A 25587-nucleotide genomic window follows, 5' to 3' on the forward strand; every position below is an offset into this window, starting at 1 on the left:
CTGCGACTGATGGTCCAATGCCACAAACTCGTGAACACATCCTTCTTTCTCGCCAAGTAGGTGTTCCATACATCGTTGTATTCTTAAACAAATGTGACCTTGTAGACGACGAAGAGCTTCTTGAGCTAGTTGAAATGGAAGTTCGTGAACTTCTTTCTACTTATGACTTCCCAGGTGATGACACTCCAGTTATCCGTGGTTCTGCTCTTGCTGCACTTAACGGTGAAGCTGGTCAGTTTGGTGAAGATGCAGTTGTTGCTCTTGTTGAAGCGCTTGACACTTACATCCCAGAGCCAGTACGTGCTGTAGATCAGGCATTCTTGATGCCAATCGAAGACGTATTCTCTATTTCTGGTCGTGGTACAGTAGTAACTGGCCGTGTAGAAACTGGTATCGTTAAAGTAGGCGAAGAAGTTGAAATCGTAGGTATCAAAGACACAGTTAAAACGACAGTAACTGGTGTTGAAATGTTCCGTAAACTTCTAGACGAAGGTCGTGCGGGCGAGAACTGTGGTATCTTATTACGTGGTACTAAGCGTGAAGATGTACAACGTGGTCAAGTACTTTCTAAACCAGGTTCAATCAAGCCACACACTAAATTCGATGCAGAAGTATACGTACTTTCTAAAGAAGAAGGTGGTCGTCACACTCCATTCCTTAACGGTTACCGTCCACAGTTCTACTTCCGTACAACTGACGTAACTGGTGCGATTCAATTAAAAGAAGGCGTTGAAATGGTTATGCCTGGTGACAACGTAGAAATGTCAGTAGAATTAATCCACCCAATCGCAATGGACCCAGGTTTACGTTTTGCGATCCGTGAAGGTGGTCGTACAGTTGGTGCTGGTGTTGTTGCTAAAGTAACTGCATAATAGAAGTACAAACGAAAACCGAGAGTTTCGATTCTCGGTTTTGTTATAGGTCAGTAGTTCAATTGGTAGAGCGTCGGTCTCCAAAACCGAATGTTGCGGGTTCGAGTCCCTCCTGGCCTGCCAAATTATTTTTGATAAAAAGCTTGATGCTGGCTAAACTGGTCATATAATAAGTCGCGAATTCAACGACGAGTACAAAAATGTCGAATGATAAATCGCGTGACGCATTAAGCGACGCGCCAATTCCTCAAAGAAACAATTCCGCTGAAGTCGTTAAATCTGGTTCACCAGTTGACGTGATTTTATGGATTATTGCATTGGCATTACTTGCTGGTGCACTTATGGTAAATCAACATCTTCCAGCATATTGGGTTCCCGCAAACAATATTTGGGTGCGTGTTGGGGTAATTTTGGCTTGTATCGTTGTGGCTTTAGGTTTATTATACGCCACCCATCAAGGCAAAGGCTTTGTTCGTTTGTTGAAAGACTCGCGCATTGAACTGCGTCGAGTGATTTGGCCAACAAAGCAAGAAACAGTAACTGCATCATGGCAAGTGTTACTTGTTGTTGTAATCACCGCTATTGGTTTATGGTGTTTTGATTACATTATTAGTTGGTTGATGAAGTTTATTATCGGGTAAAAGAGCTATGAAACGTTGGTACATTATTCATGCCTATTCAGGTTATGAAAAACAAGTGATGCGTTCGCTTAATGATCGAATCCAGCGTAGCGCTGTTGCCGATAGCTTTGGTGAAGTCCTTGTTCCTACCGAAGAGGTGGTAGAGATGAAGGATGGTAAGAAACGTAAGTCAGAGCGTAAATTCTTTCCAGGCTATGTGTTAGTTGAAATGGAAATGAATGACGATACTTGGCACATTGTTAAAGAATGTCCAAAAGTGCTCGGATTTATTGGTGGTACGGCAGAAAAGCCTGCTCCAATTACGCAAAAAGAAGCTGACGCGATTCTTGCACGTGTACGCAATACTGGCGAAGCACCTCGTCCTAAGACAATGTTCGAGCCAGGCGAAGAATTATTGGTTACTGATGGTCCATTCACAGACTTTAAAGGTGTGGTGGAAGAAGTTCAGTACGAAAAGTCACGCTTAACGTTGACGATTAATGTATTCAATCGACCAACTCAAGTTGAATTGGAATTTCGACAAGTCGAAAAAACAATTTAATCTGAATTGGTTGAAAACGCCCGATTTGATTAATCGGGCATTGTTGTTGTAACGGTATCGTTACTTGTAAATATTGGGGAGCCTTAATCGGCGTTTGTACCCAGAGGTAATTGAAATGGCTAAGAAGATTGACGGCTATATCAAGCTGCAAGTTCCAGCTGGTAAAGCGAATCCATCTCCACCAATCGGTCCTGCACTAGGTCAACGTGGTGTAAACATCATGGCATTCTGTAAAGAATTCAATGCTGCTACACAAAAACTTGAAGCTGGTCTTCCGATTCCTGTAGTGATCACTGTGTACAACGACAAGTCGTTCACATTTATCATGAAAACTCCGCCTGCTGCTATTCTTCTTAAGAAAGCTGCTGGTATCCAAAAGGGTTCAGCTGTACCTAACAAAACTAAAGTTGGTAAGTTGACTCGTGCTCAATTAGAAGAGATCGCGACTACTAAAGAACCAGATTTAACTGGTGCTGACTTAGACGCGCGTGTACGTACCATTGCTGGTTCTGCACGTTCTATGGGCTTGGAAGTGGAGCTTTAAGACATGGCTAAATTAACTAAACGTCAAAAAGCGATTGCAGCTGCTGTAGAAGCGAACAAAGTTTATACTTTGGAAGAAGCTGTAGCAGTACTTTCTAGCCTTCCAGCTGCTAAATTCAAAGAATCTTTGGATGTAGCTGTAAATCTAGGTGTTGATCCTCGTAAATCTGACCAAGTTGTTCGTGGTGCGACTACACTTCCTGCAGGTACGGGTAAAACTGTACGTGTAGCTGTGTTTGCTCAAGGCGCTGCTGCTGAAGCTGCTAAAGCTGAAGGCGCGGACGTAGTTGGTTTTGATGACCTTGCTGAAAGCATTCAAGCGGGTAACCTTGACTTTGACGTAGTGATTGCTGCTCCAGATGCAATGCGCGTTGTAGGTAAGTTAGGTACAATCCTTGGTCCACGTGGCTTAATGCCAAACCCTAAAGTGGGTACTGTAACTCCTGACGTAGCAACTGCAGTTAAAAATGCAAAAGCTGGTCAAGCACGTTACCGTGTAGACAAAGCGGGTATCATCCATGCTGCGATCGGTCAAGTAGGTTTCACTGCTGAAGCTGTTCGTCAAAACGTTGAAGCTCTTGTAGCTGACCTTAAGAAAGCAAAACCTGCAACTTCTAAAGGTGTTTATATCAAAAAGATCACTTTAAGCTCAACTATGGGTCCTGGTCTTACTATTGATGTAACTAACGTTTCTAACTAAGTTTAACTTAGACAGAATTTTAAAGCCCTGAGTAAGATTTGAAGCGCTGCTTCAAATCTTACGCAAGATACCGGTTTTGGATTTCTTGCGAACTTAGGCAAACTTTGAATTGGTAAATGAGAATTTATCAGCGTCAAAGACCTCAGGCGAGGGGAGTTTTATACTTCGCTCTTAATATTCCAGCCTGCGTAGATGCGGTGGTGTGATTTAGTTCATCCTCCGCGTGTTGACTCAGTGATGAGTTAACGAACTGGGAGTGTACTTCGCGTGAGTACATAGATCACCGTTAGGAGGTTTTACAATGGCTCTTCTTATCGAAGACAAAAAACAGATCGTAGCTGAAGTTAACGCTGTTGCTTCTACTGCTTTCACTGCTGTTGTTGCTGACTACCAAGGTTTAACTGTTGAGCAATTAACTGCTCTTCGTGTTGAAGCTCGTAAACTAGGTGTTACTACACGTATCGTGCGTAATACTTTAGCTAAACGTGCTCTTCAAGATACTCAGTTCGATATCTTGAACGACAACCTTGTTGGCCCAACAATTTTAGCTTTCTCGACTTCTGAAGACGACATGGGCGCAGCTGCTCGTTTGTTTGAAGAATTTGCTAAAACTAATAAAGCATTTGAACTTAAAGCTGCTGCATTCGATGGCAAGGTTTATCAAGGTGCTGAAGTTAGCGTAATCGCGAACCTTCCGAACCAAGAAAAAGCGCTTACTATGCTTGCAAATGTTCTTCAAGCTCCTATTTCGAAATTGGGTCGCCTTATTACTGCGCTCAAAGAGAAAAACGAGTCAGAAGCTGCTTAAGCTTAATAAATCAATTTCCACACCATTCAATATCCATTTGGAGTTATTCTCATGGCTTTAACTAACGAAGAAATCTTAAACGCAGTTGCTGAAAAAACTGTTCTTGAACTTGTTGAACTTATCTCTGCTTTTGAAGAGAAATTCAATGTATCTGCTGCTGCTGTAGCTGTAGCTGCTGCTCCAGGTGCTGGCGCTGCTGCTGCTGAAGAACAAACTGAATTCAACGTAGAGTTGACTTCTTTCGGTGCTAACAAAGTTGCTGTAATTAAAGCAGTTCGTGAAGCAACTGGTCTTGGTCTTAAAGAAGCTAAAGATTTAGTTGAAGGCGCTCCAGCTCTTCTTAAAGAAGGTGTTTCTAAAGAAGAAGCTGAAGAACTTAAGAAGAAACTTGAAGAAGCTGGTGCTCAAGTTACTGTTAAGTAATTTCGCCATGGGGTCAATATTAATTTGACCCCAAAAATTGGCTGATGGCTCTTGGGTCATCAGCCTTTTTGCGTTACAATTATCGGCTCGATTTTTGTTAACTTGGTGTAAAAATCATCAATACTAACTATAATTGAATAAAATCAAACGCTTACCAATATTTTTCCATGTTTAAAAATATTGTTAAGCGTTTTAATACCACTGAACATTGCAGCATTTGAACAAAGTGGTGGTCATATCGACCTGCGTAATTCCTTCTAGACCCGTTCTGCAGGCGGGTTTAGTTTACTTTCCGAGGACTCCAGATGGCATACTCATATACCGAAAAGAAACGGATCCGTAAGAATTTTGGTAAATTGCCCCAAGTGATGGATGCTCCGTACCTGCTCGCGATTCAAGTCGACTCGTACAGAACGTTCCTTCAAGATGGCAAAACACCAAAAAACCGCGAAGATATCGGTCTCCAAGCCGCATTTCGTTCAGTTTTTCCAATTGAAAGTTATTCTGGGAATGCTGCTTTAGAATTCGTTGAGTATAGCCTTGGTAAACCAGAGTTTGACGTTCGCGAATGTATTCTTCGTGGCTCAACTTATGCGGCACCAATGCGCGTAAAAATTCGTTTGATCATTAAAGATCGCGAAACGAAATCAATTAAAGACGTACGTGAACAAGAAGTGTACATGGGTGAAATGCCACTTATGACACAGAATGGTACGTTCGTGATCAATGGTACTGAGCGTGTAATCGTATCTCAATTACATCGTTCACCTGGTGTGTTCTTTGATCATGACAAGGGTAAGACGCATTCAAGTGGTAAGGTGCTTTATTCAGCACGTATCATTCCTTACCGTGGTTCATGGTTAGACTTTGAGTTTGATGCTAAAGATTTAGTATACGTTCGTATTGACCGTCGTCGTAAGTTACTTGCGACTGTGATTCTTCGTGCCTTGAACTATACAAACGAACAAATTCTAGACATGTTCTATGAAAAGGTTCCTGTATATCTAGACATGGGCAGCTATCAAATTGACTTGGTTCCAGAGCGTCTGCGTGGCGAAATGGCACAATTTGATATCACAGACAATGACGGTAAGACAATCGTTGAGCAAGGTAAACGTATTAATGCGCGTCATGTTCGTCAAATGGAAGCTGCAGGCTTAACTAAACTTCCAGTACCTGATGAATATTTATATGAGCGTATTACTGCTGAAGATATTACATTACACAATGGTGATGTGATTGCTGCAAACACGGTTCTTAGCCATGAAGTGATGGTTAAAATCGCTGAAGGCGGCGTTAAGCAATTTAACGTACTTTATACCAATGACATCGATCGCGGTTCATTCGTAGCTGATTCATTACGTGCTGATACGACTTCTGGTCGTGAAGAAGCGCTTGTAGAAATTTACAAGGTAATGCGTCCAGGTGAGCCACCAACGAAAGAAGCTGCAGAAAACTTATTCAATAACTTGTTCTTCTCTTCTGAACGTTATGACTTATCACCAGTTGGTCGTATGAAGTTTAACCGTCGTTTGGGTCGTCCTTACGAAGTGGGTACAGATCAGAAGTCACGTGAAGTTGAAGGTATTCTTTCAAACGATGACATCATTGACGTATTAAAAACACTGGTTGAAATCCGTAACGGTAAAGGTGAAGTCGATGATATCGACCACCTAGGTAACCGTCGCGTACGTTCTGTTGGCGAAATGACAGAAAACCAATTCCGTGTTGGTCTAGTTCGTGTTGAACGTGCTGTGAAAGAGCGTTTATCACAAGCAGAGACAGATAACTTGTCTCCACAAGACTTGATCAATGCAAAACCAGTAGCGGCTGCAATCAAAGAATTCTTTGGTTCAAGTCAGTTATCTCAGTTCATGGATCAAAACAACCCATTGTCTGAAATTACACACAAACGTCGTGTATCAGCATTAGGTCCAGGTGGTTTAACACGTGAACGTGCGGGCTTCGAAGTACGTGACGTACATCAAACTCACTACGGTCGTGTTTGTCCAATTGAAACGCCTGAAGGCCCAAACATTGGTTTGATCAACTCATTATCTGTATATGCGAAAGCGAATAGCTTTGGTTTCTTAGAAACTCCATATCGTAAAGTTGTTGATGGTCGTGTAACGGATGAAGTTGAATATTTATCTGCAATTGAAGAAGTAGGTACTGTGATTGCACAGGCCGATTCTCAATTGGATAAAGATGGCAACTTAACAGAAGAATTCGTATCTGTTCGTCACCAAGGTGACTTCGTACGTATGCCGCCAGAAAAAGTAACGCACATGGACGTATCTGCTCAGCAGGTTGTTTCTGTGGCTGCGTCACTGATTCCATTCCTTGAACACGATGATGCGAACCGTGCATTGATGGGTTCAAACATGCAACGTCAGGCTGTTCCTACGCTGATTGCTGACAAGCCTCTTGTTGGTACAGGTATGGAAGCGAACGTGGCGCATGATTCAGGCGTGTGTGTGATCGCGAAACGTGGCGGGCGTATTGAATACGTAGATGCATCTCGTGTCGTTATTCGTGTGAATGAAGATGAAATGGTTGCGGGTGAAGCAGGTGTAGATATCTACAACTTGATTAAATACACACGTTCAAACCAAAACACATGTATTAACCAAAAAGTGCTTGTGAACCTAGGCGACAAAGTTGGTCGTGGTGATGTACTTGCTGATGGTCCATCAACTGATGGCGGTGAATTGGCACTTGGTCAAAACATGCGTGTCGCGTTCATGACTTGGAACGGTTATAACTACGAAGACTCGATCTTATTATCTGAGCGTGTTCTTCAAGAAGATCGTTTGACGTCTATTCACATTCAAGAACTCTCTTGTGTCGCGCGTGATACTAAACTTGGTTCAGAAGAAATTACTGCTGATATCCCGAACGTAGGTGAGGCTGCACTTTCTAAGCTTGATGAATCAGGTATTGTCTATATCGGTGCTGAAGTAACTGCTGGCGACATCTTAGTTGGTAAAGTAACACCTAAGGGCGAAACGCAGTTGACTCCTGAAGAAAAATTGCTTCGTGCAATCTTTGGTGAAAAAGCAGCTGATGTGAAAGACTCTTCACTTCGTGTTCCATCTGGTACGAAGGGTACAGTTATCGACGTTCAAGTGTTTACTCGTGATGGTATCGAGAAAGACGAACGTGCTCAAGCGATTGAAAAAGCTCAACTTGATGCATACCGTAAAGATTTGAAAGAAGAATACAAAATCTTCGAAGAAGCTGCACGTGAGCGCGTTGTACGTTTGTTGAATGGTCAAGAGTCTAATGGCGGCGGTACAACAAAACGTGGCGATAAGTTAACTGATGAAGTTCTTTCAAATCTAGAACTTGTTGATCTACTTGATATCCAACCAGTAGATGAAGGCATCGCGGAGCGTTTAACTCAAATTCAAGTATTCTTGAAAGAGAAGAGTCTTGAAATCGATGAGAAATTCGCTGAGAAAAAACGCAAGCTTTCTACAGGTGATGAGTTAACAACTGGCGTATTGAAAGTTGTTAAAGTTTACCTAGCAGTAAAACGTCGTATTCAGCCTGGTGATAAGATGGCGGGTCGTCATGGTAACAAAGGTGTTGTATCAAACATCTTGCCAGTTGAAGACATGCCACATGATGCGAATGGTGTTCCAGTAGATATCGTATTGAACCCACTAGGTGTACCTTCACGTATGAACGTGGGTCAGATTCTTGAAACTCATTTGGGTATGGCTGCGAAAGGTCTTGGTGACAAGATCGATCAAATGTTGAAAGAACAACGTACTGTACTTGAACTTCGTGAATTCTTAGACAAGATTTACAACAAAGTTGGTGGCGAGCAAGAAGATCTTGATAGCTTAACTGATGATGAAATCTTGGCACTTTCAGGCAACCTCCGTAAAGGTGTTCCACTTGCAACACCAGTATTTGACGGTGCGGAAGAAGATCAAATCAAAGAGTTATTAGAACTATCTGGTCTTTCACGTACTGGTCAGACAGTACTGTATGATGGCCGTACTGGTGAACGTTTTGACCGTCCTGTAACTGTAGGTTACATGTACATGTTGAAATTGAACCACTTGGTTGATGACAAGATGCATGCGCGTTCTACAGGTTCTTACTCGCTTGTAACGCAACAGCCGCTTGGTGGTAAAGCACAATTCGGTGGTCAGCGTTTCGGTGAGATGGAGGTCTGGGCACTCGAAGCATATGGCGCAGCTTATACGCTTCAAGAAATGCTGACTGTGAAGTCGGATGACGTTGAGGGTCGTACCCGTATCTATAAGAACATTGTAGATGGTAACCATTATATGGACCCAGGTATGCCTGAATCGTTCAACGTATTGACCAAAGAGATCCGTTCTTTAGGTATCAACATTGAACTGAAAAATGGTGACTAAATCCCCCTCAATCCCCCTTTGATAAGGGGGAGACTAACCCCTCTTTAAAAAAGAGGGGTTAGGGGAGATTACCAATTCAGTTAAAAAACAATATTTGTGACCCAGTTGTGAAGTGAAAATCTCCACAACACACGGAGAAAAAAATTGAAAGACTTGCTCGATATCATGCGCAAAAAGACGGATTCAGACGGTCATGCTCCTGTAGAGTTTGATCGCATCCGTATTGGTCTTGCGTCACCAGAAATGATTAAGTCATGGTCTCATGGTGAAGTTAAAAAGCCAGAGACAATTAACTATCGTACGTTCAAACCTGAACGTGATGGTTTATTCTGTGCCAAAATTTTTGGTCCAGTAAAAGATTACGAATGCTTGTGTGGTAAATACAAGCGTATGAAATACAAAGGCGTCATTTGTGAAAAATGTGGCGTTGAAGTAACAACTGCGAAAGTTCGTCGTGAGCGTATGGGTCACATTGAGCTTGCTTCACCAGTTGCACACATTTGGTTCTTAAAATCACTGCCTAGCCGTATCGGTCTTCTTTTAGACATGACGCTACGTGATATCGAACGTGTATTGTATTTCGAATCTTACGTTGTAACAGATCCTGGTATGACGCCATTTGAGAAATACCAACTTCTGAATGACGAAGAATACTTCACAGCATTAGAAGAGCACGGTGATGAATTCACTGCGAAAATGGGTGCTGAAGCAGTTCAAGATTTGTTGAAAGACATCGATCTTGAAGCTGAGATTTCTCGTTTACGTGAAGAAATTCCAAATACAACTTCTGAAACGAAGCTTAAGAAAGCATCTAAGCGTTTGAAGTTAATGGAAGCGTTCAAAGAGTCGAATAACAAACCAGAATGGATGGTGTTGACTGTACTTCCAGTACTTCCACCAGATCTTCGTCCGCTTGTACCACTTGAAGGTGGTCGTTTCGCGACATCTGATTTGAACGATCTTTATCGTCGTGTGATTAACCGTAACAACCGTTTAAAGCGTCTTCTTGATCTAGCTGCTCCAGATATCATCGTACGTAACGAAAAACGTATGTTGCAAGAGTCTGTAGATGCATTGTTAGATAACGGTCGTCGTGGTCGTGCAATTACTGGTTCTAACAAACGTCCTCTTAAATCTTTGGCAGACATGATCAAAGGTAAACAAGGTCGTTTCCGTCAGAACTTACTTGGTAAGCGTGTTGACTATTCTGGTCGTTCGGTAATTACTGTAGGTCCTACTTTACGTCTTCACCAATGTGGTCTTCCTAAGAAAATGGCACTTGAGTTATTCAAGCCGTTTATTTTCGCGAAATTACAAGCGTCTGGCCAAGCAACTACCATTAAAGCTGCGAAGAAAATGGTTGAGCGTGAGACTCCAGAAGTTTGGGACGTTCTTGCATCTGTGATTCGTCAACATCCAGTGATGTTGAACCGTGCGCCAACACTTCACCGTTTAGGTCTTCAAGCATTTGAACCTGTATTGATCGAAGGTAAAGCGATCCGTCTACACCCACTCGTATGTGCTGCGTTCAACGCCGACTTCGATGGTGACCAAATGGCGGTACACGTTCCATTAACACTTGAAGCTCAATTAGAAGCTCGTGCGTTAATGATGTCAACGAACAACATCTTGTCTCCAGCAAACGGTGAACCAATCATCGTTCCATCGCAAGACGTTGTCTTAGGCTTGTATTACATCACGCGTGATGCAATCAATGCCAAAGGTGAAGGCATGGTGTTCGCGGATACTCACGAAGTAAACCGTGCGCTTGCAACAGGTCAAGTTGATTTACATGCTCGCGTTAAAGCTCGTGTACATCAAACTGTGATCAATGAAAATGGTGAGCGTGAGCAACAAACGATTATCGTTGATACAACGCCAGGCCGTTGTTTACTTTGGGAAGTTGTGCCAGAAGGTTTAAGCTTCGAGCAAATCAACGTTGAGATGACCAAAAAGAACATCTCTAAATTGATCAACTCTTGCTACCGTAAGCTTGGTTTGAAAGATACTGTTATTTTTGCTGACCAATTGATGTACCTCGGTTTCCGTCAAGCAACACGTTCAGGCGTGTCTGTTGGTATGGAAGACATGGTGATTCCACCTGCGAAGTATTCAATCATCGAGAAAGCTGAAGTTGAAGTTCGTGAAATTGAGCAACAGTTCGAACAAGGTTTCGTAACTGCCGGTGAACGTTATAACAAAGTTGTCGATATTTGGGCACGTACAAACGACCAAGTAGCGAAAGCGATGATGGATAACTTGTCTTACACGACTGTTAAGAACAAACAGGGCGAAGATGAGAAACAAAAATCATTCAACTCCATCTACATGATGTCTGACTCTGGTGCCCGTGGTAGTGCAGCACAGATTCGTCAGCTTGCAGGTATGCGTGGTTTGATGGCAAAACCGGATGGCTCGATTATTGAGACACCAATTAAAGCGAACTTCCGTGAAGGTTTGACAGTACTTCAGTACTTCATTTCAACACACGGTGCGCGTAAAGGTTTGGCCGATACAGCATTGAAGACAGCGAACTCGGGTTACTTGACACGTCGTCTTGTAGACGTAGCGCAAGACTTAGTGATTACTGAGCCAGATTGCGGTACTTTTGACGGTCTTGTAATGACGCCATTCATTCAAGGTGGTGATGTTATCGAGAACTTAGGTACTCGTGTGCTTGGTCGTGTATTAGCTGAAGATGCGAAGCGACCAGGTTCTGATGAAGTAGTACTGCCACGTAATACACTCATCGATGAGAAACTTGCAAACTACCTAGAAGAGCAAGGTGTCGATGAAGTTAAAGTACGTTCAGTAGTAAACTGTGCATCTACTTTTGGTGTATGTGCGAAATGTTATGGTCGTGACCTTGCACGTGGTCACTTGGTGAATCCAGGTGAATCAGTGGGTGTAATGGCTGCTCAATCCATTGGTGAGCCAGGTACACAGTTAACGATGCGTACATTCCACGTGGGTGGTGCTGCGAGCCGAACTTCTGCTGCGAACAGTGTTCAAGTACGTAATGCAGGCTTTGTCCGTTTCCATAATGTGAAGACAGTTCAACACGCTAAAGGTCACTTAGTGTCTGTTTCTCGTTCTGGTGAGATTGGTATCACTGATGACATCGGTCGTGAGCGTGAGCGTTATAAACTTCCTTACGGTGCCTCAATCTTGATTAAAGATGGTGGTGCGGTAGAAGCTGGCGGTATTGTAGCGACTTGGGATCCGCATACGCATCCATTGGTAACAGAAGTTGCTGGTAAAGCACGTTTCAGCCAAATCGCTGATGGCGTGACTGCAACATCGAAAACAGATGATGCAACTGGTATGACGACAGTTGAAATTTTACCTGTAACGTCTCGTCCAGCTTCTGGTAAAGACTTACGTCCAGCGATTGTATTAGATACAGTTGATGGTGGTGAACAGTTCTACTTCTTACCACAAAATACAATTGTGACTGTCCGTGATGGCGAAACAATTGGTGTGGGTGATGTAATTGGTCGTGTACCTCAAGAAACTTCACGTACTCGTGATATTACCGGTGGTCTTCCACGCGTAGCTGACTTGTTTGAAGCGCGTAAGCCGAAAGAACATGCGATCCTTGCAGAAGTTTCAGGTGTTGTAAGCTTTGGTAAAGAAACTAAAGGTAAGAATCGTCTTGTGATCACACCGGATGATGGCTCAGAGATTTACGAAGAGTTAATTCCTAAGTGGCGTACGATTAACGTGTTTGAAGGTGAGCATGTTAACCGTGGTGAAACGATTTCTGATGGTCCGCAAAATCCACATGACATCTTACGTTTGAAAGGTGAAGTGGCATTAACCAACTACATCGTGAATGAAGTTCAAGACGTATATCGTCTCCAAGGTGTAAAAATCAACGATAAGCACATTGAAGTCATCGTACGTCAAATGTTGCGTAAAGTTGAGATCATCGATGGTGGTGATACAAGCTTCATCAAAGGCGAGCAAGTGGATTACATCCGTGTTGTCCAAGAAAACCAAGCAGTACTTGCTCAGAACAAGTTCCCTGCGAAGTTTGAACGTCAATTGATGGGTATCACGAAAGCTTCACTTTCTACTGACTCGTTCATTTCTGCTGCATCGTTCCAGGAAACAACACGTGTGTTAACTGAAGCTGCTGTAACAGGTAAAGAAGATGATTTACGCGGTCTAAAAGAAAACGTGGTTGTTGGTCGCTTGATCCCAGCGGGTACAGGTTTGGCTTACCACTTAGAGCGTCGTCGTCAAGAAGCAGAAGCTGCTGAACACGAATTGGTTAATGACTTCTCTGAAGTTGACCAAGCGTTCTCACAAGCATTAAATGAAGATCAGTTTTAGTCTAAACTGAATTAAGAAGGCACCTACGGGTGCCTTTTTTTATTGAGTTTGATAATGTGAATTTGAGGCTAAATATCTATTTTGAAAAAAAATCTTTACAAATAGCATCATTTTCGCGTTGTCTTGTAACAGAAATTGAAAATTTTATTCTCTAGATCGCGATATACTTATATAAATAGACAAAGAGGGACATCAAGATGAAAAAGTTAACAGCTGTCATGGCGATGGCAACCGTATCTACAATGCTACTTGCAGGTTGTGAAAGCATGACGCCGAATCAACAGCGTATTGGTGCAGCTGCTGCAGGCGGTGCACTTGGTGGTGGTGTTGGTAATAATGTTGGTGGTGGTGTTGGTGCAACGCTTGGTGGTGGTGCAGGTGCCGCTGTAGGTAGTAAAGCTCAAGGGGGCTCAGATCGTAATGCCACTTATAGTGGTGTAGGCGGTGCAATCGGGTCTGCAGTCGGTAAAAGTATTTTTGGTGGTAACTCTGGCGCTGCAATTGGTGGTGCAATTGGCGGCGGTGCAGGAGCAGCGATAGAGCAAAAGCGATAGAACAAAATAATCGTTAATTTGCTAAAGTGATAAAAAAAGCGCTCATAGAGCGCTTTTTTTATTAACGGAAACGTGTGGCTTTTGCCTTCTTGCGACGGATATACACAGTTTTGTGAACTTCTGCGATCCGTAAGCCTGATTCATCCATAATATTCACAGTATAGTTACGGTAAACAGGAGCATGATTGCTAGCGAGCTCTTTGATGAGTTGTATTTCACTGGAATCAATGCGGATATCTGCATAAACAGTGCTACGACCAGGAGTTAAAAAATCGATGCTTGCAGCCTTATCCCAAACAATATATTTATCACCTAAGTGATACATGAGTAATGTCATATAGAATGGGTCAACCATAGAATAAAGGCTACCGCCAAAGTGGACACCCACAATATTTTTATTTTTTCGTGTAAGTGGCATTTTTACACGAATATGATGATTTTTTAAGTCGATTTTATCGATAGTAATGCCTGCGCCTTGAAAGGGTGCAAAGCTATTAAACATATACTTGGATATTAACGGAATTGTCGTTAGCTTTTTCAAAATACTCATTTAGGTCAATTATTTTTATTTCATTAGTTAGCATACTAAAGTACAAAAAATATTCTGGCATTGATCGAAAATCATCGTAGACCAAGAAAACGGTCAATCAATAACAAAAAAGGTTGAGCATATTATGCAATTTGAATCGCATTGGATTAACACGACAGATCAACAAAAACTCTATGCTAAAACATGGGGAGATCGGAATAAGCCGGCATTGGTGCTTGTGCATGGTTATCCAGACAATCAAGAAGTATGGGAACCAATCATTTCGAATTTAATCGAAGATTATTTTGTTGTGACTTATGATGTGCGTGGCGCTGGTCAATCGAGCGTACCGAAAAAGATTCGCGCTTATGCATTAGCTCAACTGTCTTTGGATTTGGAGAGTGTGGTAAATCATCTGTTGCCAAATCGAAACTTTCATGTGGCAGCACACGATTGGGGCTCAATTCAAACATGGGAATCCGTAACAGAATCTAAATTTAAAGGTCGTATTCTTTCATATACCACTATATCTGGACCATGCTTGGACCATGCTGCTTATTGGATGCGTGAACAATTCAAACATCAAAAACCAAAGTTCTTTAAGCAATTGATTAAGTCTTGGTACATCGTACTATTTCAGCTACCCGTAGTTGCACCGACGATGTGGAATTTTCTCAATCCAGATCGCTGGGGCAAAATATTTGAAATTCTTGAAGATACAAAAGGCTTACCTGTAAACCAAAATATCTCTAAGGATGGTGAGTATGGTGTGGCACTGTATCGAGCAAACTTTATTCCACGTCTAATGATGCCTCGTCAACGTCATGCGATTTGCCCCGTTCAAGCGGTAGTCTTAAAACGCGATAAATATGTAAGTCCAGAGTTGATTGACGAAATTCCAAAATGGGCGACAGGTTTTGAACGTGTTGAGCTAGATGCGAATCATTGGGCTGTTTTAAGTCGTGCCCAAGAGATCGCATCGTATATTAAACAATTTGCAAAAAAAAATGCGCAAGGCGAATAGAATCTGACGAGTGAAGGTATCAACCCCTGATGAGCAGATTTATTACAAACAAATTCTGATAAAATAGTTTTTTTGTCTGATTCCTATTTCTTATGTTTGCAATTCTTGCTGCCATTGGGGTCATGTTTGGCCTCTCTTTGGCTCGTGTGCCTGTGGTATTTGCACTGATCATTGGTGCTGTAACAGGAGGCCTATTGGCTGGTCTTGGTTTACAAGGCACTATGGAAGCGTTTAATGGTGGTTTGGGCAAGGGTGCCCAGATTGCTTTAGCTTATGGTGTACTTGGTGCATTTGCCTTAACTTTGGCTCGTTCAGGTTTGCCAGATCTTCTAGCATATAAAATGATTAATTCACTTAAAGGTGAGGCTAATCTTAAAATACAAAATCGTGTCAAATATGCCATCTTTGCAACGGTTGCAATAGCGGCTGTTTGTTCTCAAAACGTAATTCCCGTGCATATTGCTTTTATTCCTGTATTGATTCCACCATTATTGATGGTATTCAACCATTTAAAGCTTGATCGACGATTGGTTGCATGTCTACTCACATTTGGTTTATGTGCAACTTATATGTTGATCCCAGTCGGCTTTGGTGCAATTTTCCTAAATGATATTTTAGGTCAAAACATCAATACTTTTGGTGAACCACTTGGCTTCCAAATTGATTATGATCAAATCCCTTCTGCGATGGCGATTCCTGTGTTTGGGATGTTCGTAGGTTTATTAATCGCAGTGTTTTATAGCTATCGTAAACCACGAGAATATCGTGACATTCATGTCAAAGAACAACCACAAAGCATTTCGGGTGAAATGGGTGTTCAAGAAGGTTCTGCGAGACCGGAGGTTTCTAAATTTACGATTTATATGGCGGGGGGGGCTGTTTTAGCAACGCTTGCAGTGCAATTGTATTCTGATTCGATGATTTTAGCTGGTTTAGTCGGTGTGGCGATCCTAAGCTGTGCAGGTATTTTCAAGTGGAAAGAAGCTGACGATGTCATCATTACTGGTATGCGTATGATGGCACTCGTGGGTTTTATTATGATCGCAGCACAAGGTTTTGCAGCCGTGATCGGCGCTACTGGTCAGGTTCCAACGCTAGTTGAGGCTTCAGTCGCATGGATTGGTGATAGTCAAGGTTGGGCAGCATTCTGGATGTTACTCATCGGATTGTTAATTACACTAGGTATAGGATCATCATTCTCCACAGTGCCAATTCTTGCAATCATTTATGTCCCATTATGTATTCAGTTTGGTTTTAGTCCAGCAGCAACAATTGCGCTCATAGGTACTGCTGCAGCTCTAGGTGATGCAGGCTCTCCAGCTTCAGACTCGACTTTAGGTCCAACATCAGGCTTGAATATGGATGGTCAACATGATCATATGAAAGACAGTGTGATTCCGACATTTATTCATTTCAATATTCCATTGATGATTTTTGGTTGGATCGCGGCAATGGTTCTATAACTACATTTAAAAAATGATTGAATAAAAGGCGATTAATATAATCGCCTTTTTTATTTTAAATCAGATTAAAATAGTAGGATTAAATAAAAATTCCGAGTAAAATAATATGATTAATAGGTTATTTAAAATAATTGATGGTTTTATAATTGACTAAATTGGTATGATTTAAAATAAATTATTATTATAATCAGTTGTTTATAAATAAAATATATTTTATTTAATTTTTGAGAGTTGCATATTAATTTTTGGCATGTTTATTATATTTAAATAGTGATTTATTTAGATATTTCTTTCAGAGGTTATAATAATGTTAAATAAAATTTCACTGATTGTTTTAGTTGGGATGTCAGCAAATGCACTGGCAGGAGAATGGCAACTTAAGGTAGGTGCATCTGCAATTTCTCCAACGCAAGATACCACTGTGGCTGCTCTAGGAGGAGCTAAAGTGGAAGCCGATGATGAATTTGCTTTTACCCCTTCGGTGGAATATTTCTTTAATGATCAAATTTCTGCTGAATTATTATTAGCGACTCCAGTTCGCCATGATGTTTTGATTAATGGCGCTGATGCAGTGACGATTAAACATTTACCACCAACACTGACTGCGAAATATCATTTTAAAAATACCTCGGGATTTACACCTTATGTTGGTCTTGGTGCAACAGCATTTATTGCTTGGGATGAGCAAGGCGTTCAAAGTGTAAAAGAAGATTTTGGTTATGCAGCGCAGTTAGGTTTCAATTTCCAACCAGCTGATGCAAAAAACTGGGGTGTATTTGCTGACGTACGTTATGCAGATTTGAACCCTGAAGTGACTGTAGATGGAACAACAAAGTTCAAGCTAGATATAGATCCAGTCATCTATAGCATTGGTTACAGCTACAAATTCTAAAAATAAAGTTGCGCCTAGCCCTATTATTCAATAGGGCTTTTTTTATGTGTTGTACTATAACAGGTAGAAAATACCATATAAAAAAACAATTTTTTTCAATAATCTAGAAAGCTCATAACAGAGTAGTATGCATGAAGAACCAATTCATAAAACTCATCATTGTGCTGGCTGCATGTGGAAGTGTTCCAGTATTTGCAGCGAGTTTTGATTGCAAAAAAGCGCAGTCCGAAACTGAGAAAGCTGTTTGTGAACATCGTATCCTGAATGATGCAGATGTTAAAATGGCTGCCTCTTATCAAATTCTTCGTCGTTTACTACCGATGGGAATGCGATCAATCATTCAGAATGAACAAGTCAAATGGCTGGAATTACGTGATCAATGCCAAGCAAATTTGCAATGCTTAAATCATGTCTATCAAATGCGTCAGCAAAAACTAGAAATACATCTTGATCGAATTTACAAACAAGGTCCTTTTTAAAAAAAATTAATTTTGACCATTGAAAAAATTAGAAGCTACACCATTCATTAAGCATTCAAAAAAATTGTTTTGATGTGTTTAAGGAGTAGTTTATGAGCGAGCAGAATACACAAAAACATAGTTTCCAAGCGGAAGTTGCTCAGCTTTTACATTTAGTGACGCATTCACTTTATTCAAATCCAGAAATTTTCCTTCGTGAGCTAATTTCAAACGCTTCAGACGCTTGTGATAAATTACGTTTTGAAGGGATTAATCATCCTGAATACTATGAAAATGATCCAGATTTACGTGTACGCGTACAATTGGATAAAGATAATAAAACCATCACCATTTCAGACAACGGTATTGGTTTAAGCCAACAAGAAGCTATTGATAATTTGGGTACGATTGCTAAATCTGGTACTAAAGACTTTATGTCTAAATTAACCGGTGATCAAAAGTCAGATGCACAGTTAATTGGTCAGTTTGGTGTCGGTTTTTATTCTGGCTTTATTGTCGCTGATAAAATCACAGTTGAATCACGTCGTGCAGGGGCTGAAGCTTCAGAAGGTGTACGTTGGATCAGTGGTGGTACAGGCGAATTTGAAGTTGAGCAAATTACAAAAGAAGGTCGCGGTACAGATATTATTCTACACTTGCGCGAAGACGCATTAGATTATTTGCAAAGTTATAAAGTAAAGCAAATTATCAATAAATATTCAGACCATATCAGTTTACCAATTCAAATGGAAAAAGAGGTATGGCAACAAGAAGAAGCAGCTGAGGGAGAAGAAGCCAAACCAGGCCAGTATGTCAAAACGGGTGAATGGGAGGCGATTAATTCTGCCAGCGCATTGTGGACACGTAGTAAGAATGACATTACTGAAGAACAGTATATTGAGTTTTATAAAAACTTAAGTCACGACTTTGAAGCACCGATTACTTGGGCGCATAACCGTGTAGAAGGGAGCACTGAATATACGCAATTACTGTATATCCCAAGTAAAGCACCGCACAACATTTTCTCACGGGAAGCGAAAGCAGGTATCAAGCTCTATGTGAAACGTGTCTTCATCATGGATGATGCAGATAATCTCATCCCGAACTATTTACGTTTCGTACAAGGTGTTGTGGATAGCGCAGACTTACCGTTGAATGTGAGTCGTGAATTACTTCAAGAAAGTCGAGATGTTAAAACCATCCGTGAAGGCAACACACGTCGAATCTTAACAACTTTAGATACTTTAGCTAAATCTGAAGATGAAGCAGATCAAGAGAAATTTAAGAAGTTTTATGCTGAGTTTGGATCTGTCTTAAAAGAAGGTTTGGGTGAAGATTTCACTAATCGTGATCGAATTTTGAAGCTTCTACGCTTTGCAACTTCAAACAATGATGAGGTGACCACTTCATTGGCTGACTACAAAGCAGCAATGAAAGAAGGTCAAAAGGCGATTTATTATGTAACGGCGGAAAGCTTAGCCGCTGCTAAAAACTCGCCACAACTTGAGTTATTCAAGAAAAAAGGCATCGATGTTCTGCTAATGACTGAACGTGTAGATGAATGGGCAATGGAATTTGTTCATGAGTTTGACGGGACACCAATGCAGAATGTCGCAAAAGGTGCTGTAGACTTAGGTGATTTACAGGATGCTGAAGAGAAAAAAGCATTAGAAGCGGCGGCTGAGCAGTTTAAACCTGTGGTTGAAAAGCTGTCTGAGTCATTAAAAGACAAAACCAAAGAAGTGCGCGTAACCACTCGTTTGGTTGATTCTCCAGCGTGTCTGGTGACGGGTGAAGGCGAGTTGTCTCCACAGTTGATTCGCATGCTAAAACAGGCAGGTCAAGCAGTCCCAGAAAGCAAGCCAATTTTAGAGATTAACCCTGAGCATCCATTGGTGAAAAAGTTGGATGGTTCAGCACAATTTGATGATCTTGCAAATGTGATTTTTGATCAAGCGATGATTGCGGAAGGTGGTTTACCAGAAGATCCAGCTGCATATTTAAAACGCATTAACAGCTTATTATTGAAATAAGCGCATATTTTAAATTGTGATCCAAAGCCTATCTTCGGATAGGCTTTTTTTATGCAGCGCCGTCGTAGGATGTAAAAGGAACTATTTAAGCTTTGGGTTAAACTAGATAAATTTTTTCGATGTTAATGATAAAAAAATACGTCCAAGTTTTGATTTGTAAAACATATTAAACAATAATAATTAATCTATAATAGCGATCATTAAATATTGGGAATATTCTATGAAAACTTCAATGATGCTCGCATTTAGCATGTTTTGTCTGAGCTTAACCAATGTCTCTTATGCAGAACATGAGGTGAAGAAAATTGTTCGAAATGATCGTGTAACCGTGGTGAAGCATCAAATTCCACAGTTTGATATTAATCCTTTTGTGGATAGTAAACGTATCGCACGCACAGATCGTGTCGGTTATGTTTTACCTAAAACTGAAGCTGAAGTGGCGCCTAAAAAAACACGTATTACACGTAATGATCGTATCGTGATTCAAAAGCCTGTCATTTGAGAATCTAAGATCTAAAAAAGCCCATCAGTGATGGGCTTTTTTTATGACTATTATCGAGCGCTAAAATCTAGCTTCAAGACGAACTAATGCACGAGGATAGTGTGATCGATCTTCACGCTTGTCATTAAAATAGTTAAGATCACCTTGAACAAAGAACCATTCGCGGAATAAGGGTTGGCGCCAAGAAACAAAAGGTCCCCAACTGTTCATACGTAAATCATCTTCGTTGTAATAACCACCCACATACATACCGTAGTTAAAGCGGTTATCATGGAAAAACTGATGTTGGCGATAGGTACGATTATCCCAAGTCCAATCATCATCTTGCTCATCCGCATAAGTTAGATAAAGCTGATTTGAAATAAACGCTTCATTTGGACGTGCATGCGTGAGTTCCAAATTGGTTCTTAGATAATTTTCACTATCTATACCATAACGATAGATTTGTTCAGCATGAAAGGAAAAATCATTCCCGAGAGTCCAATCTTTTTTTGCCTTTAAGCGGGCATAAATGTCATCTCCAGATCGAATACCTAAATCAGCATCTAAATCGAAAGGTAATTTATCAGACAGTTGTGACCAACGTAAGGCGATAGAACTGTTATCTTCACGGATTCGCTTAGTGTCGACATTTTTGTCGGGATCACCAGCGGGATTTTCATTGGTAATGGCAATATTGTTGTCAATTTCATTATCCAGTGAATCATCACCAAAGACTAAACTTAATTTACGCTCTAAGGTTGGTAAGTCGATTTTACCGCGTATACGTGGCTTGAATTCGTAATCATCATACTTATTCCATTTATTATCAAAGATTACACGTAGCGTTGCTTTGGCGGTTTCATCTTCATAACCTTCACCAAACCAACCATCGATTCGCTGTGCAGTTCGGTCTGCCCATTGGCGAATCGATTTTTGACGTCGGTCAATCCATGATAAATCTTCAGTCATTTGGGTCGGAGCGTATATTTTTTTATTGGATTGTTCTGGGAATAGTGTCGGCGTTGCATCAACCATGCGAGGAACGTAGTTAATCCAACCTAAGCTATTTTCATCCGATGTTGGCCAGTCTTTTTGTTGAAATTCTAAAGGATAGTCTAAAGTAGGGAATTCGCTACTGACACTAATTTCATCTGTTTGATAAGGATCAGTCAAGTGATCTATCTGATCTTGGCTATACACGAAAGTACTTAAAAAGCTACAACTTAAGACAAGACTTAAGGTTGACGGTTTGAATTGCTGCATGATTCTTTTCATATTCGCTCTAAGTCATTTTCATTGTTAAGCCACTGAATTTATTTATAAAATTAAAAATGGGCTTAAGCATCGTGATATTATTAAAAATCAATGTTTGATCTATTCTAATGAATTGTTCAACAAAATTCACAATAAACAATAATGAATTTAAAGTGATTTAAAATTGGAACAGATAATGAGAAGACTTGAAACTGAAATAATTTTATTAAATGATTGTTTTATAGATAAAAAAAGACCTCCTTGGGGAAAGAGGTCTATAAAAATTTACCATGTATAGAGTCATGCAGTGAATCTATACATGAAGTATATTCAGTTCCGATTCACTTGAATAGGCTTGTTTATGCAACGCTGAATTCTATTTTTATAACAGTCTAAATATGGCTTAAGTCATGCAACCTTAAGCCATATTTAGGTTCTCGAAGATGTTTTATGATTTGCTTGGTGGCACGTCACAATGTTCATCAGTACAAGTTTCTGCATCTTCAACAGTGGGTTGATCTGCTTGTTCATTGGCAGTCGTTAATACTTTGTTGATCACATCTTGGAAGACTTCAGTCGGTTGAGCACCAGCTAAAGCTACACGCTGATCGAATACAAAGAATGGTACGCCAGTCACTTTCAATTGATCACGTGCAAGTTCTTCATCAAATTGGACAAAATCGGCATATTGATCAGAATCCAAAATATCATCCACTTCAACTGGATTCAAACCAATGCGCGAAGCAACATCTTCGAGGGTTTCACGCTCGCCAATGGCTAAACCTTGGGTCATATAGCTATAGAAAAAGGCTTCTTTTGCTTCCGAACCCAATCCTAAGCTTTGTGCATGATGAATAATTCGATGGGCGTTGAATGTATTTCCTGAGTTGGCATTTTCCCAATTGAACTCGATGCCTTCTGCTTTTGCCATTTCCGCAATATTGCGTTGCATTTCTTCAACTTCAGCGACAGTACGCCCATATTTCAATGCCAAACGTTCGCTATTTGAGACTTCTTGACGTGGCGGTGCATCAGGATCTAGCTGAAAACTGTGCCAATGGACTTCAAGTTCTACACCAGTTGCAGCTGCTGCTGCTTCTAAACGTTTTTTTCCGATATAGCAAAAAGGGCATACTACATCTGACCACACATCTACACGCATAAAAAATCTCTAATCATCATTTATGAATCTATAGTGTGGGCAATGACAACAAAATTAAAGGTCTAAATCTGAAACGCAGAGTTTCAACCCGCTATGTTTCTGTCGAAAATATGAATATTGCGTAATAAATTATTGAAACTTGATCACAGAATCACGAATAAATCGACAAAATCACAGCAATATCCACTAAATTCATTCCTATTTCTGCTTAAAAAATATGCTATACAATACACTTCATGTGCTTGTCATTGTTCGCAAGTGATTCATTACTCAAACAAAAAAGGATAGGAGTTTGAGATGCGCGGAATTTTAGCGGTGGTTATCGTCATGGTGACCTTATTATTTGGTTATTGTGCCTACGCGCAAAATGAAAAAAATGATGAAGTGCAACGTCAACAATTTGATTTGGTGATGACAGAAAAAATTGAGCAGCTTTATGTTCAAGCGAAGGATTGGAAGACCCCTCTGAATTTTAAAGTTGAAGATGAGCGTTTGAATGGTGACTATAAAGTACTTTCTGAATTTATTTTGAAGTATTGGGTAGACAATATTGAATCACGAAATATGTATTTACGTGAGTTAGATCAAGCCAAGTGGGATGAGTTTCTGAACGTTCGTCGCCTAGAATTAGATAAAAAGAATAAATATCAAGACACCGAAAAGATGTTTGTCCTAGTGAAGAAAATTCAATCTGAATATCAAACGCGTGACCAACAAATTTATGCGACAGCTTTACAAGCGCTTGATGCTTTGGAGATGAAAGCAGACTTGCGTGAGCCAATGAAAGAAAAGTTAAAATTCAGCCGACAGCATAATAATGATCAAGCTTTGTTTGCTTTAGAACTTAAGATCACAAAAAAAGCTGAAGAAATGTTTGAGTTTTTGAAGAATCATGACTGGCAACGCCGTAATGAAATGATTCTATTTAAAAGTGATCTCAGTGTGAATCGCTTTAACGAGTTATATCGTGAATTAAATCAATTACAACGCGAAATTGATCAGTTAAAAAATCAAAATGCCGAGGTGATTGAAGCACAAACAGTGAATCAAAGTCCAAGTTCAGAGCCTGCTGTTCAGCAAGAAACGAAATAAACACTCTTTCTTAGCTGTTTCTTTCAGCGTGGTTATAAAAAAAGGACGCCTGCTTTACTCACGGAGTAAGGCAGAAAAGGCTTTACTTGAAAGTAAATGTACATCATGAACATGCTCAATTTTGGGATTAATCTGTGCTTTTTCTTTCCATTGATCTAAGGTGATACCATTATCGAGTACTTTTTTGTCATATAAATAGTTTGGAATTAAGCCTGGTAAGGTCACGCGATAATCTCGTGGAATTTGTCCTACTGCATGTTCTAATAAATCAAACAAGATGGTTGTACAATTACTGATATAGGTGTTATACCAAACTGGGGTATGATTTAGCCGATTGGCTTTGTTCAGGAATTCTAAAAACAACATCTGAATTTCGGTTTGATTCATTTGAATTGGATAAATATAGACATCTTCTTCGCGAATATTTGAGCGTGTATAAATCAAATCATTTTCATCACCTACGACCAGTGCCAATTCATACTGCCGAAAAAACCCGCCAATGGTGGAAAATCCTTCATCTTTTTCCTGACGAACCTCTAAAGAAAAAGCGAGATGTTCGCCATCATCAAAACCAAATGTAATAAAAACATGCGCAATAGGACCTAGCATAAAATGTGATACCACTAAATCTATACGATCTAACTTTTCTAAATCGTATTGTCGTGTTTCCCATCGCGTCACGTAGTCTTTATCACTATGCCAAATAAAATTTCTGACATTCTGTAATTCCACTTTGCCATCTTTGAATTGGAATTGAATAATTTTGTCGGTTTCATCCTGCCAAACGCGATCATTGCGTGGTTCTAAGGAAAAAAAGCTAATTATGGCAATCAAAAAAATAATCAAATACGCCCATGTGAAATAGGGCTTAGAGCTGTGTTGCTTGAAATGGAATATCCCTGTAATGATGGTAAGTCCAACCCAAAACAAGATCAGTGCATAAGCGAAAATGGCATTAACAGGCTGATGTGTCCAAATGAATAAGATTGTCCAAACTGATGTGAGACATAAAAATATTACGAGTAGGCTGTTTTTTATTTTAGTTTTCATGGCTGATGGATATGTATGAGTTTTCTATTTTTATAATGAATTGAAGTTAAGCTTTGAAGTCCATATTTGTAAAATCAGACCAAGTCTTGAAATTCAGTTGCTTAGCAAAATCTTTAAAAAACACTTGAAACCATTTATCTGAGTGCTGATGAATAGGCTTTGTTGCACAAACCTATCTGTAAAGGCTTTTTCAGCGATATAATTCTCAAATGAAGAAGCCTACACACAAAATCTACCGCACAACCAATTGGCCCGCATATAACCGAGCACTCATGAGTCGCGGAAATATTGCCATTTGGTTTGATCCTGCTACGCAATGGTATGCGCCATCA

21 protein-coding genes, 1 tRNA gene and 1 pseudogene are annotated in these 25587 nt (G+C 40.4%); 19 read left to right on the forward strand and 4 right to left on the reverse strand.

The features are described 5' to 3' along the window. The 11 genes from FTV32_RS13915 to FTV32_RS13965 form a co-directional block, all read left to right on the forward strand. A partial coding sequence (locus FTV32_RS13915) for an elongation factor Tu (RefSeq protein ID WP_180028976.1) occupies positions 1 to 872 on the forward strand: 872 nt, incomplete at its 5' end. Between the two features lie 47 nt (positions 873 to 919). Continuing rightward, a tRNA-Trp gene (locus FTV32_RS13920) sits at positions 920 to 995 on the forward strand. A gap of 77 nt (positions 996 to 1072) precedes the next feature. Continuing rightward, on the forward strand, positions 1073 to 1513 hold the full coding sequence (gene secE / locus FTV32_RS13925; RefSeq protein ID WP_035265936.1) for a preprotein translocase subunit SecE: 441 nt from the start codon (positions 1073 to 1075) through the stop codon (positions 1511 to 1513). Positions 1514 to 1520: 7 nt separating this feature from the next. Then, positions 1521 to 2054, forward strand: a complete 534-nt coding sequence (gene nusG / locus FTV32_RS13930) for a transcription termination/antitermination protein NusG (RefSeq protein WP_035265938.1) — start codon at positions 1521 to 1523, stop codon at positions 2052 to 2054. Between the two features lie 115 nt (positions 2055 to 2169). Continuing rightward, positions 2170 to 2598: a 50S ribosomal protein L11 gene (gene rplK, locus FTV32_RS13935; RefSeq protein WP_004813566.1), complete on the forward strand. Its 429-nt coding sequence runs from the start codon at positions 2170 to 2172 to the stop codon at positions 2596 to 2598. 3 nt (positions 2599 to 2601) lie between these two features. Continuing rightward, the gene (gene rplA, locus FTV32_RS13940) at positions 2602 to 3297 is read left to right on the forward strand and encodes a 50S ribosomal protein L1 (RefSeq protein ID WP_035265940.1); all 696 of its coding nucleotides are present in this window, start codon (positions 2602 to 2604) and stop codon (positions 3295 to 3297) included. Positions 3298 to 3598: 301 nt separating this feature from the next. Continuing rightward, positions 3599 to 4105, forward strand: coding sequence for a 50S ribosomal protein L10 (gene rplJ, locus FTV32_RS13945; protein WP_035265941.1), 507 nt, complete (start codon positions 3599 to 3601; stop codon positions 4103 to 4105). A 51-nt stretch (positions 4106 to 4156) separates the two neighbouring features. After that, positions 4157 to 4528: a 50S ribosomal protein L7/L12 gene (rplL, locus tag FTV32_RS13950; RefSeq protein ID WP_035265942.1), complete on the forward strand. Its 372-nt coding sequence runs from the start codon at positions 4157 to 4159 to the stop codon at positions 4526 to 4528. A 305-nt stretch (positions 4529 to 4833) separates the two neighbouring features. Then, positions 4834 to 8922, forward strand: coding sequence for a DNA-directed RNA polymerase subunit beta (gene rpoB / locus FTV32_RS13955; RefSeq protein ID WP_180028977.1), 4089 nt, complete (start codon positions 4834 to 4836; stop codon positions 8920 to 8922). 144 nt (positions 8923 to 9066) lie between these two features. Further along, the gene (gene rpoC, locus FTV32_RS13960; RefSeq protein ID WP_035265945.1) at positions 9067 to 13260 is read left to right on the forward strand and encodes a DNA-directed RNA polymerase subunit beta'; all 4194 of its coding nucleotides are present in this window, start codon (positions 9067 to 9069) and stop codon (positions 13258 to 13260) included. 197 nt (positions 13261 to 13457) lie between these two features. After that, entirely contained in the window at positions 13458 to 13814 is a 357-nt protein-coding gene (locus tag FTV32_RS13965; protein WP_035265949.1) for a hypothetical protein, read from the forward strand. 61 nt (positions 13815 to 13875) lie between these two features. On the opposite strand, the gene FTV32_RS13970 is transcribed toward FTV32_RS13965, so the two are convergent. Further along, positions 13876 to 14364, reverse strand: coding sequence for a DUF4442 domain-containing protein (locus FTV32_RS13970; protein ID WP_035265952.1), 489 nt, complete (start codon positions 14362 to 14364; stop codon positions 13876 to 13878). Between the two features lie 124 nt (positions 14365 to 14488). Here FTV32_RS13970 and FTV32_RS13975 point away from each other — a divergent pair, with 124 nt between their 5' ends. The 6 genes from FTV32_RS13975 (at position 14489) to FTV32_RS14000 (ending at position 20715) form a co-directional block, all read left to right on the forward strand. Next, positions 14489 to 15367 (forward strand): alpha/beta fold hydrolase, encoded by an 879-nt coding sequence (locus FTV32_RS13975; protein ID WP_180028978.1) that lies wholly within the window; start codon positions 14489 to 14491, stop codon positions 15365 to 15367. A gap of 92 nt (positions 15368 to 15459) precedes the next feature. Continuing rightward, on the forward strand, positions 15460 to 16830 hold the full coding sequence (locus tag FTV32_RS13980) for a Na+/H+ antiporter family protein (protein ID WP_180028979.1): 1371 nt from the start codon (positions 15460 to 15462) through the stop codon (positions 16828 to 16830). 307 nt (positions 16831 to 17137) lie between these two features. Then, on the forward strand, positions 17138 to 17722 hold the full coding sequence (locus FTV32_RS13985; protein WP_180028980.1) for an OmpW family protein: 585 nt from the start codon (positions 17138 to 17140) through the stop codon (positions 17720 to 17722). Between the two features lie 131 nt (positions 17723 to 17853). Then, a complete protein-coding gene (locus FTV32_RS13990) occupies positions 17854 to 18201 on the forward strand; it encodes a lysozyme inhibitor LprI family protein (protein ID WP_180028981.1) in 348 nt (115 codons plus the stop codon). Between the two features lie 92 nt (positions 18202 to 18293). After that, the gene (gene htpG, locus FTV32_RS13995; RefSeq protein WP_180028982.1) at positions 18294 to 20213 is read left to right on the forward strand and encodes a molecular chaperone HtpG; all 1920 of its coding nucleotides are present in this window, start codon (positions 18294 to 18296) and stop codon (positions 20211 to 20213) included. Positions 20214 to 20433: 220 nt separating this feature from the next. After that, entirely contained in the window at positions 20434 to 20715 is a 282-nt protein-coding gene (locus FTV32_RS14000; RefSeq protein WP_180028983.1) for a hypothetical protein, read from the forward strand. Positions 20716 to 20775: 60 nt separating this feature from the next. Here FTV32_RS14000 and FTV32_RS14005 read toward each other — a convergent pair whose 3' ends face one another. Both FTV32_RS14005 and FTV32_RS14010 read right to left on the reverse strand, forming a co-directional pair. Then, entirely contained in the window at positions 20776 to 21972 is a 1197-nt protein-coding gene (locus tag FTV32_RS14005; protein WP_257227638.1) for a hypothetical protein, read from the reverse strand. Positions 21973 to 22399: 427 nt separating this feature from the next. Beyond that, positions 22400 to 23113, reverse strand: a complete 714-nt coding sequence (locus tag FTV32_RS14010; RefSeq protein WP_180028984.1) for a DsbA family protein — start codon at positions 23111 to 23113, stop codon at positions 22400 to 22402. Positions 23114 to 23410: 297 nt separating this feature from the next. Here FTV32_RS14010 and FTV32_RS14015 point away from each other — a divergent pair, with 297 nt between their 5' ends. Then, positions 23411 to 24205 carry a hypothetical protein gene (locus FTV32_RS14015; protein WP_180028985.1) on the forward strand — a complete coding sequence of 265 codons (795 nt, stop codon included), beginning with the start codon at positions 23411 to 23413 and terminating at the stop codon, positions 24203 to 24205. A 54-nt stretch (positions 24206 to 24259) separates the two neighbouring features. Here the strand turns inward: FTV32_RS14015 and FTV32_RS14020 are convergent, their stop codons facing one another. Continuing rightward, positions 24260 to 25255 (reverse strand): DUF4105 domain-containing protein, encoded by a 996-nt coding sequence (locus FTV32_RS14020; protein ID WP_180028986.1) that lies wholly within the window; start codon positions 25253 to 25255, stop codon positions 24260 to 24262. A gap of 209 nt (positions 25256 to 25464) precedes the next feature. Here FTV32_RS14020 and FTV32_RS14025 point away from each other — a divergent pair. After that, a pseudogene (locus tag FTV32_RS14025) lies at positions 25465 to 25587 on the forward strand (IS5/IS1182 family transposase); the annotation flags it as partial.

The sequence above is a fragment of the Acinetobacter sp. YH16032 genome, assembly GCF_013417345.1.
Taxonomy (GTDB): domain Bacteria; phylum Pseudomonadota; class Gammaproteobacteria; order Pseudomonadales; family Moraxellaceae; genus Acinetobacter.

Coding starts and splice junctions, on each gene's coding strand:
- secE (WP_035265936.1), top strand. CDS start 1,073: ATGTCGAATGATAAATCGCGTGACGCATTAAGCGACGCGCCAATTCCT.
- nusG (WP_035265938.1), top strand. CDS start 1,521: ATGAAACGTTGGTACATTATTCATGCCTATTCAGGTTATGAAAAACAA.
- rplK (WP_004813566.1), top strand. CDS start 2,170: ATGGCTAAGAAGATTGACGGCTATATCAAGCTGCAAGTTCCAGCTGGT.
- rplA (WP_035265940.1), top strand. CDS start 2,602: ATGGCTAAATTAACTAAACGTCAAAAAGCGATTGCAGCTGCTGTAGAA.
- rplJ (WP_035265941.1), top strand. CDS start 3,599: ATGGCTCTTCTTATCGAAGACAAAAAACAGATCGTAGCTGAAGTTAAC.
- rplL (WP_035265942.1), top strand. CDS start 4,157: ATGGCTTTAACTAACGAAGAAATCTTAAACGCAGTTGCTGAAAAAACT.
- rpoB (WP_180028977.1), top strand. CDS start 4,834: ATGGCATACTCATATACCGAAAAGAAACGGATCCGTAAGAATTTTGGT.
- FTV32_RS13965 (WP_035265949.1), top strand. CDS start 13,458: ATGAAAAAGTTAACAGCTGTCATGGCGATGGCAACCGTATCTACAATG.
- FTV32_RS13970 (WP_035265952.1), bottom strand. CDS start 14,364: ATGAGTATTTTGAAAAAGCTAACGACAATTCCGTTAATATCCAAGTAT.
- FTV32_RS13975 (WP_180028978.1), top strand. CDS start 14,489: ATGCAATTTGAATCGCATTGGATTAACACGACAGATCAACAAAAACTC.
- FTV32_RS13980 (WP_180028979.1), top strand. CDS start 15,460: ATGTTTGCAATTCTTGCTGCCATTGGGGTCATGTTTGGCCTCTCTTTG.
- FTV32_RS13985 (WP_180028980.1), top strand. CDS start 17,138: ATGTTAAATAAAATTTCACTGATTGTTTTAGTTGGGATGTCAGCAAAT.
- FTV32_RS13990 (WP_180028981.1), top strand. CDS start 17,854: ATGAAGAACCAATTCATAAAACTCATCATTGTGCTGGCTGCATGTGGA.
- htpG (WP_180028982.1), top strand. CDS start 18,294: ATGAGCGAGCAGAATACACAAAAACATAGTTTCCAAGCGGAAGTTGCT.
- FTV32_RS14000 (WP_180028983.1), top strand. CDS start 20,434: ATGAAAACTTCAATGATGCTCGCATTTAGCATGTTTTGTCTGAGCTTA.
- FTV32_RS14005 (WP_257227638.1), bottom strand. CDS start 21,972: ATGAAAAGAATCATGCAGCAATTCAAACCGTCAACCTTAAGTCTTGTC.
- FTV32_RS14010 (WP_180028984.1), bottom strand. CDS start 23,113: ATGCGTGTAGATGTGTGGTCAGATGTAGTATGCCCTTTTTGCTATATC.
- FTV32_RS14015 (WP_180028985.1), top strand. CDS start 23,411: ATGCGCGGAATTTTAGCGGTGGTTATCGTCATGGTGACCTTATTATTT.
- FTV32_RS14020 (WP_180028986.1), bottom strand. CDS start 25,255: ATGAAAACTAAAATAAAAAACAGCCTACTCGTAATATTTTTATGTCTC.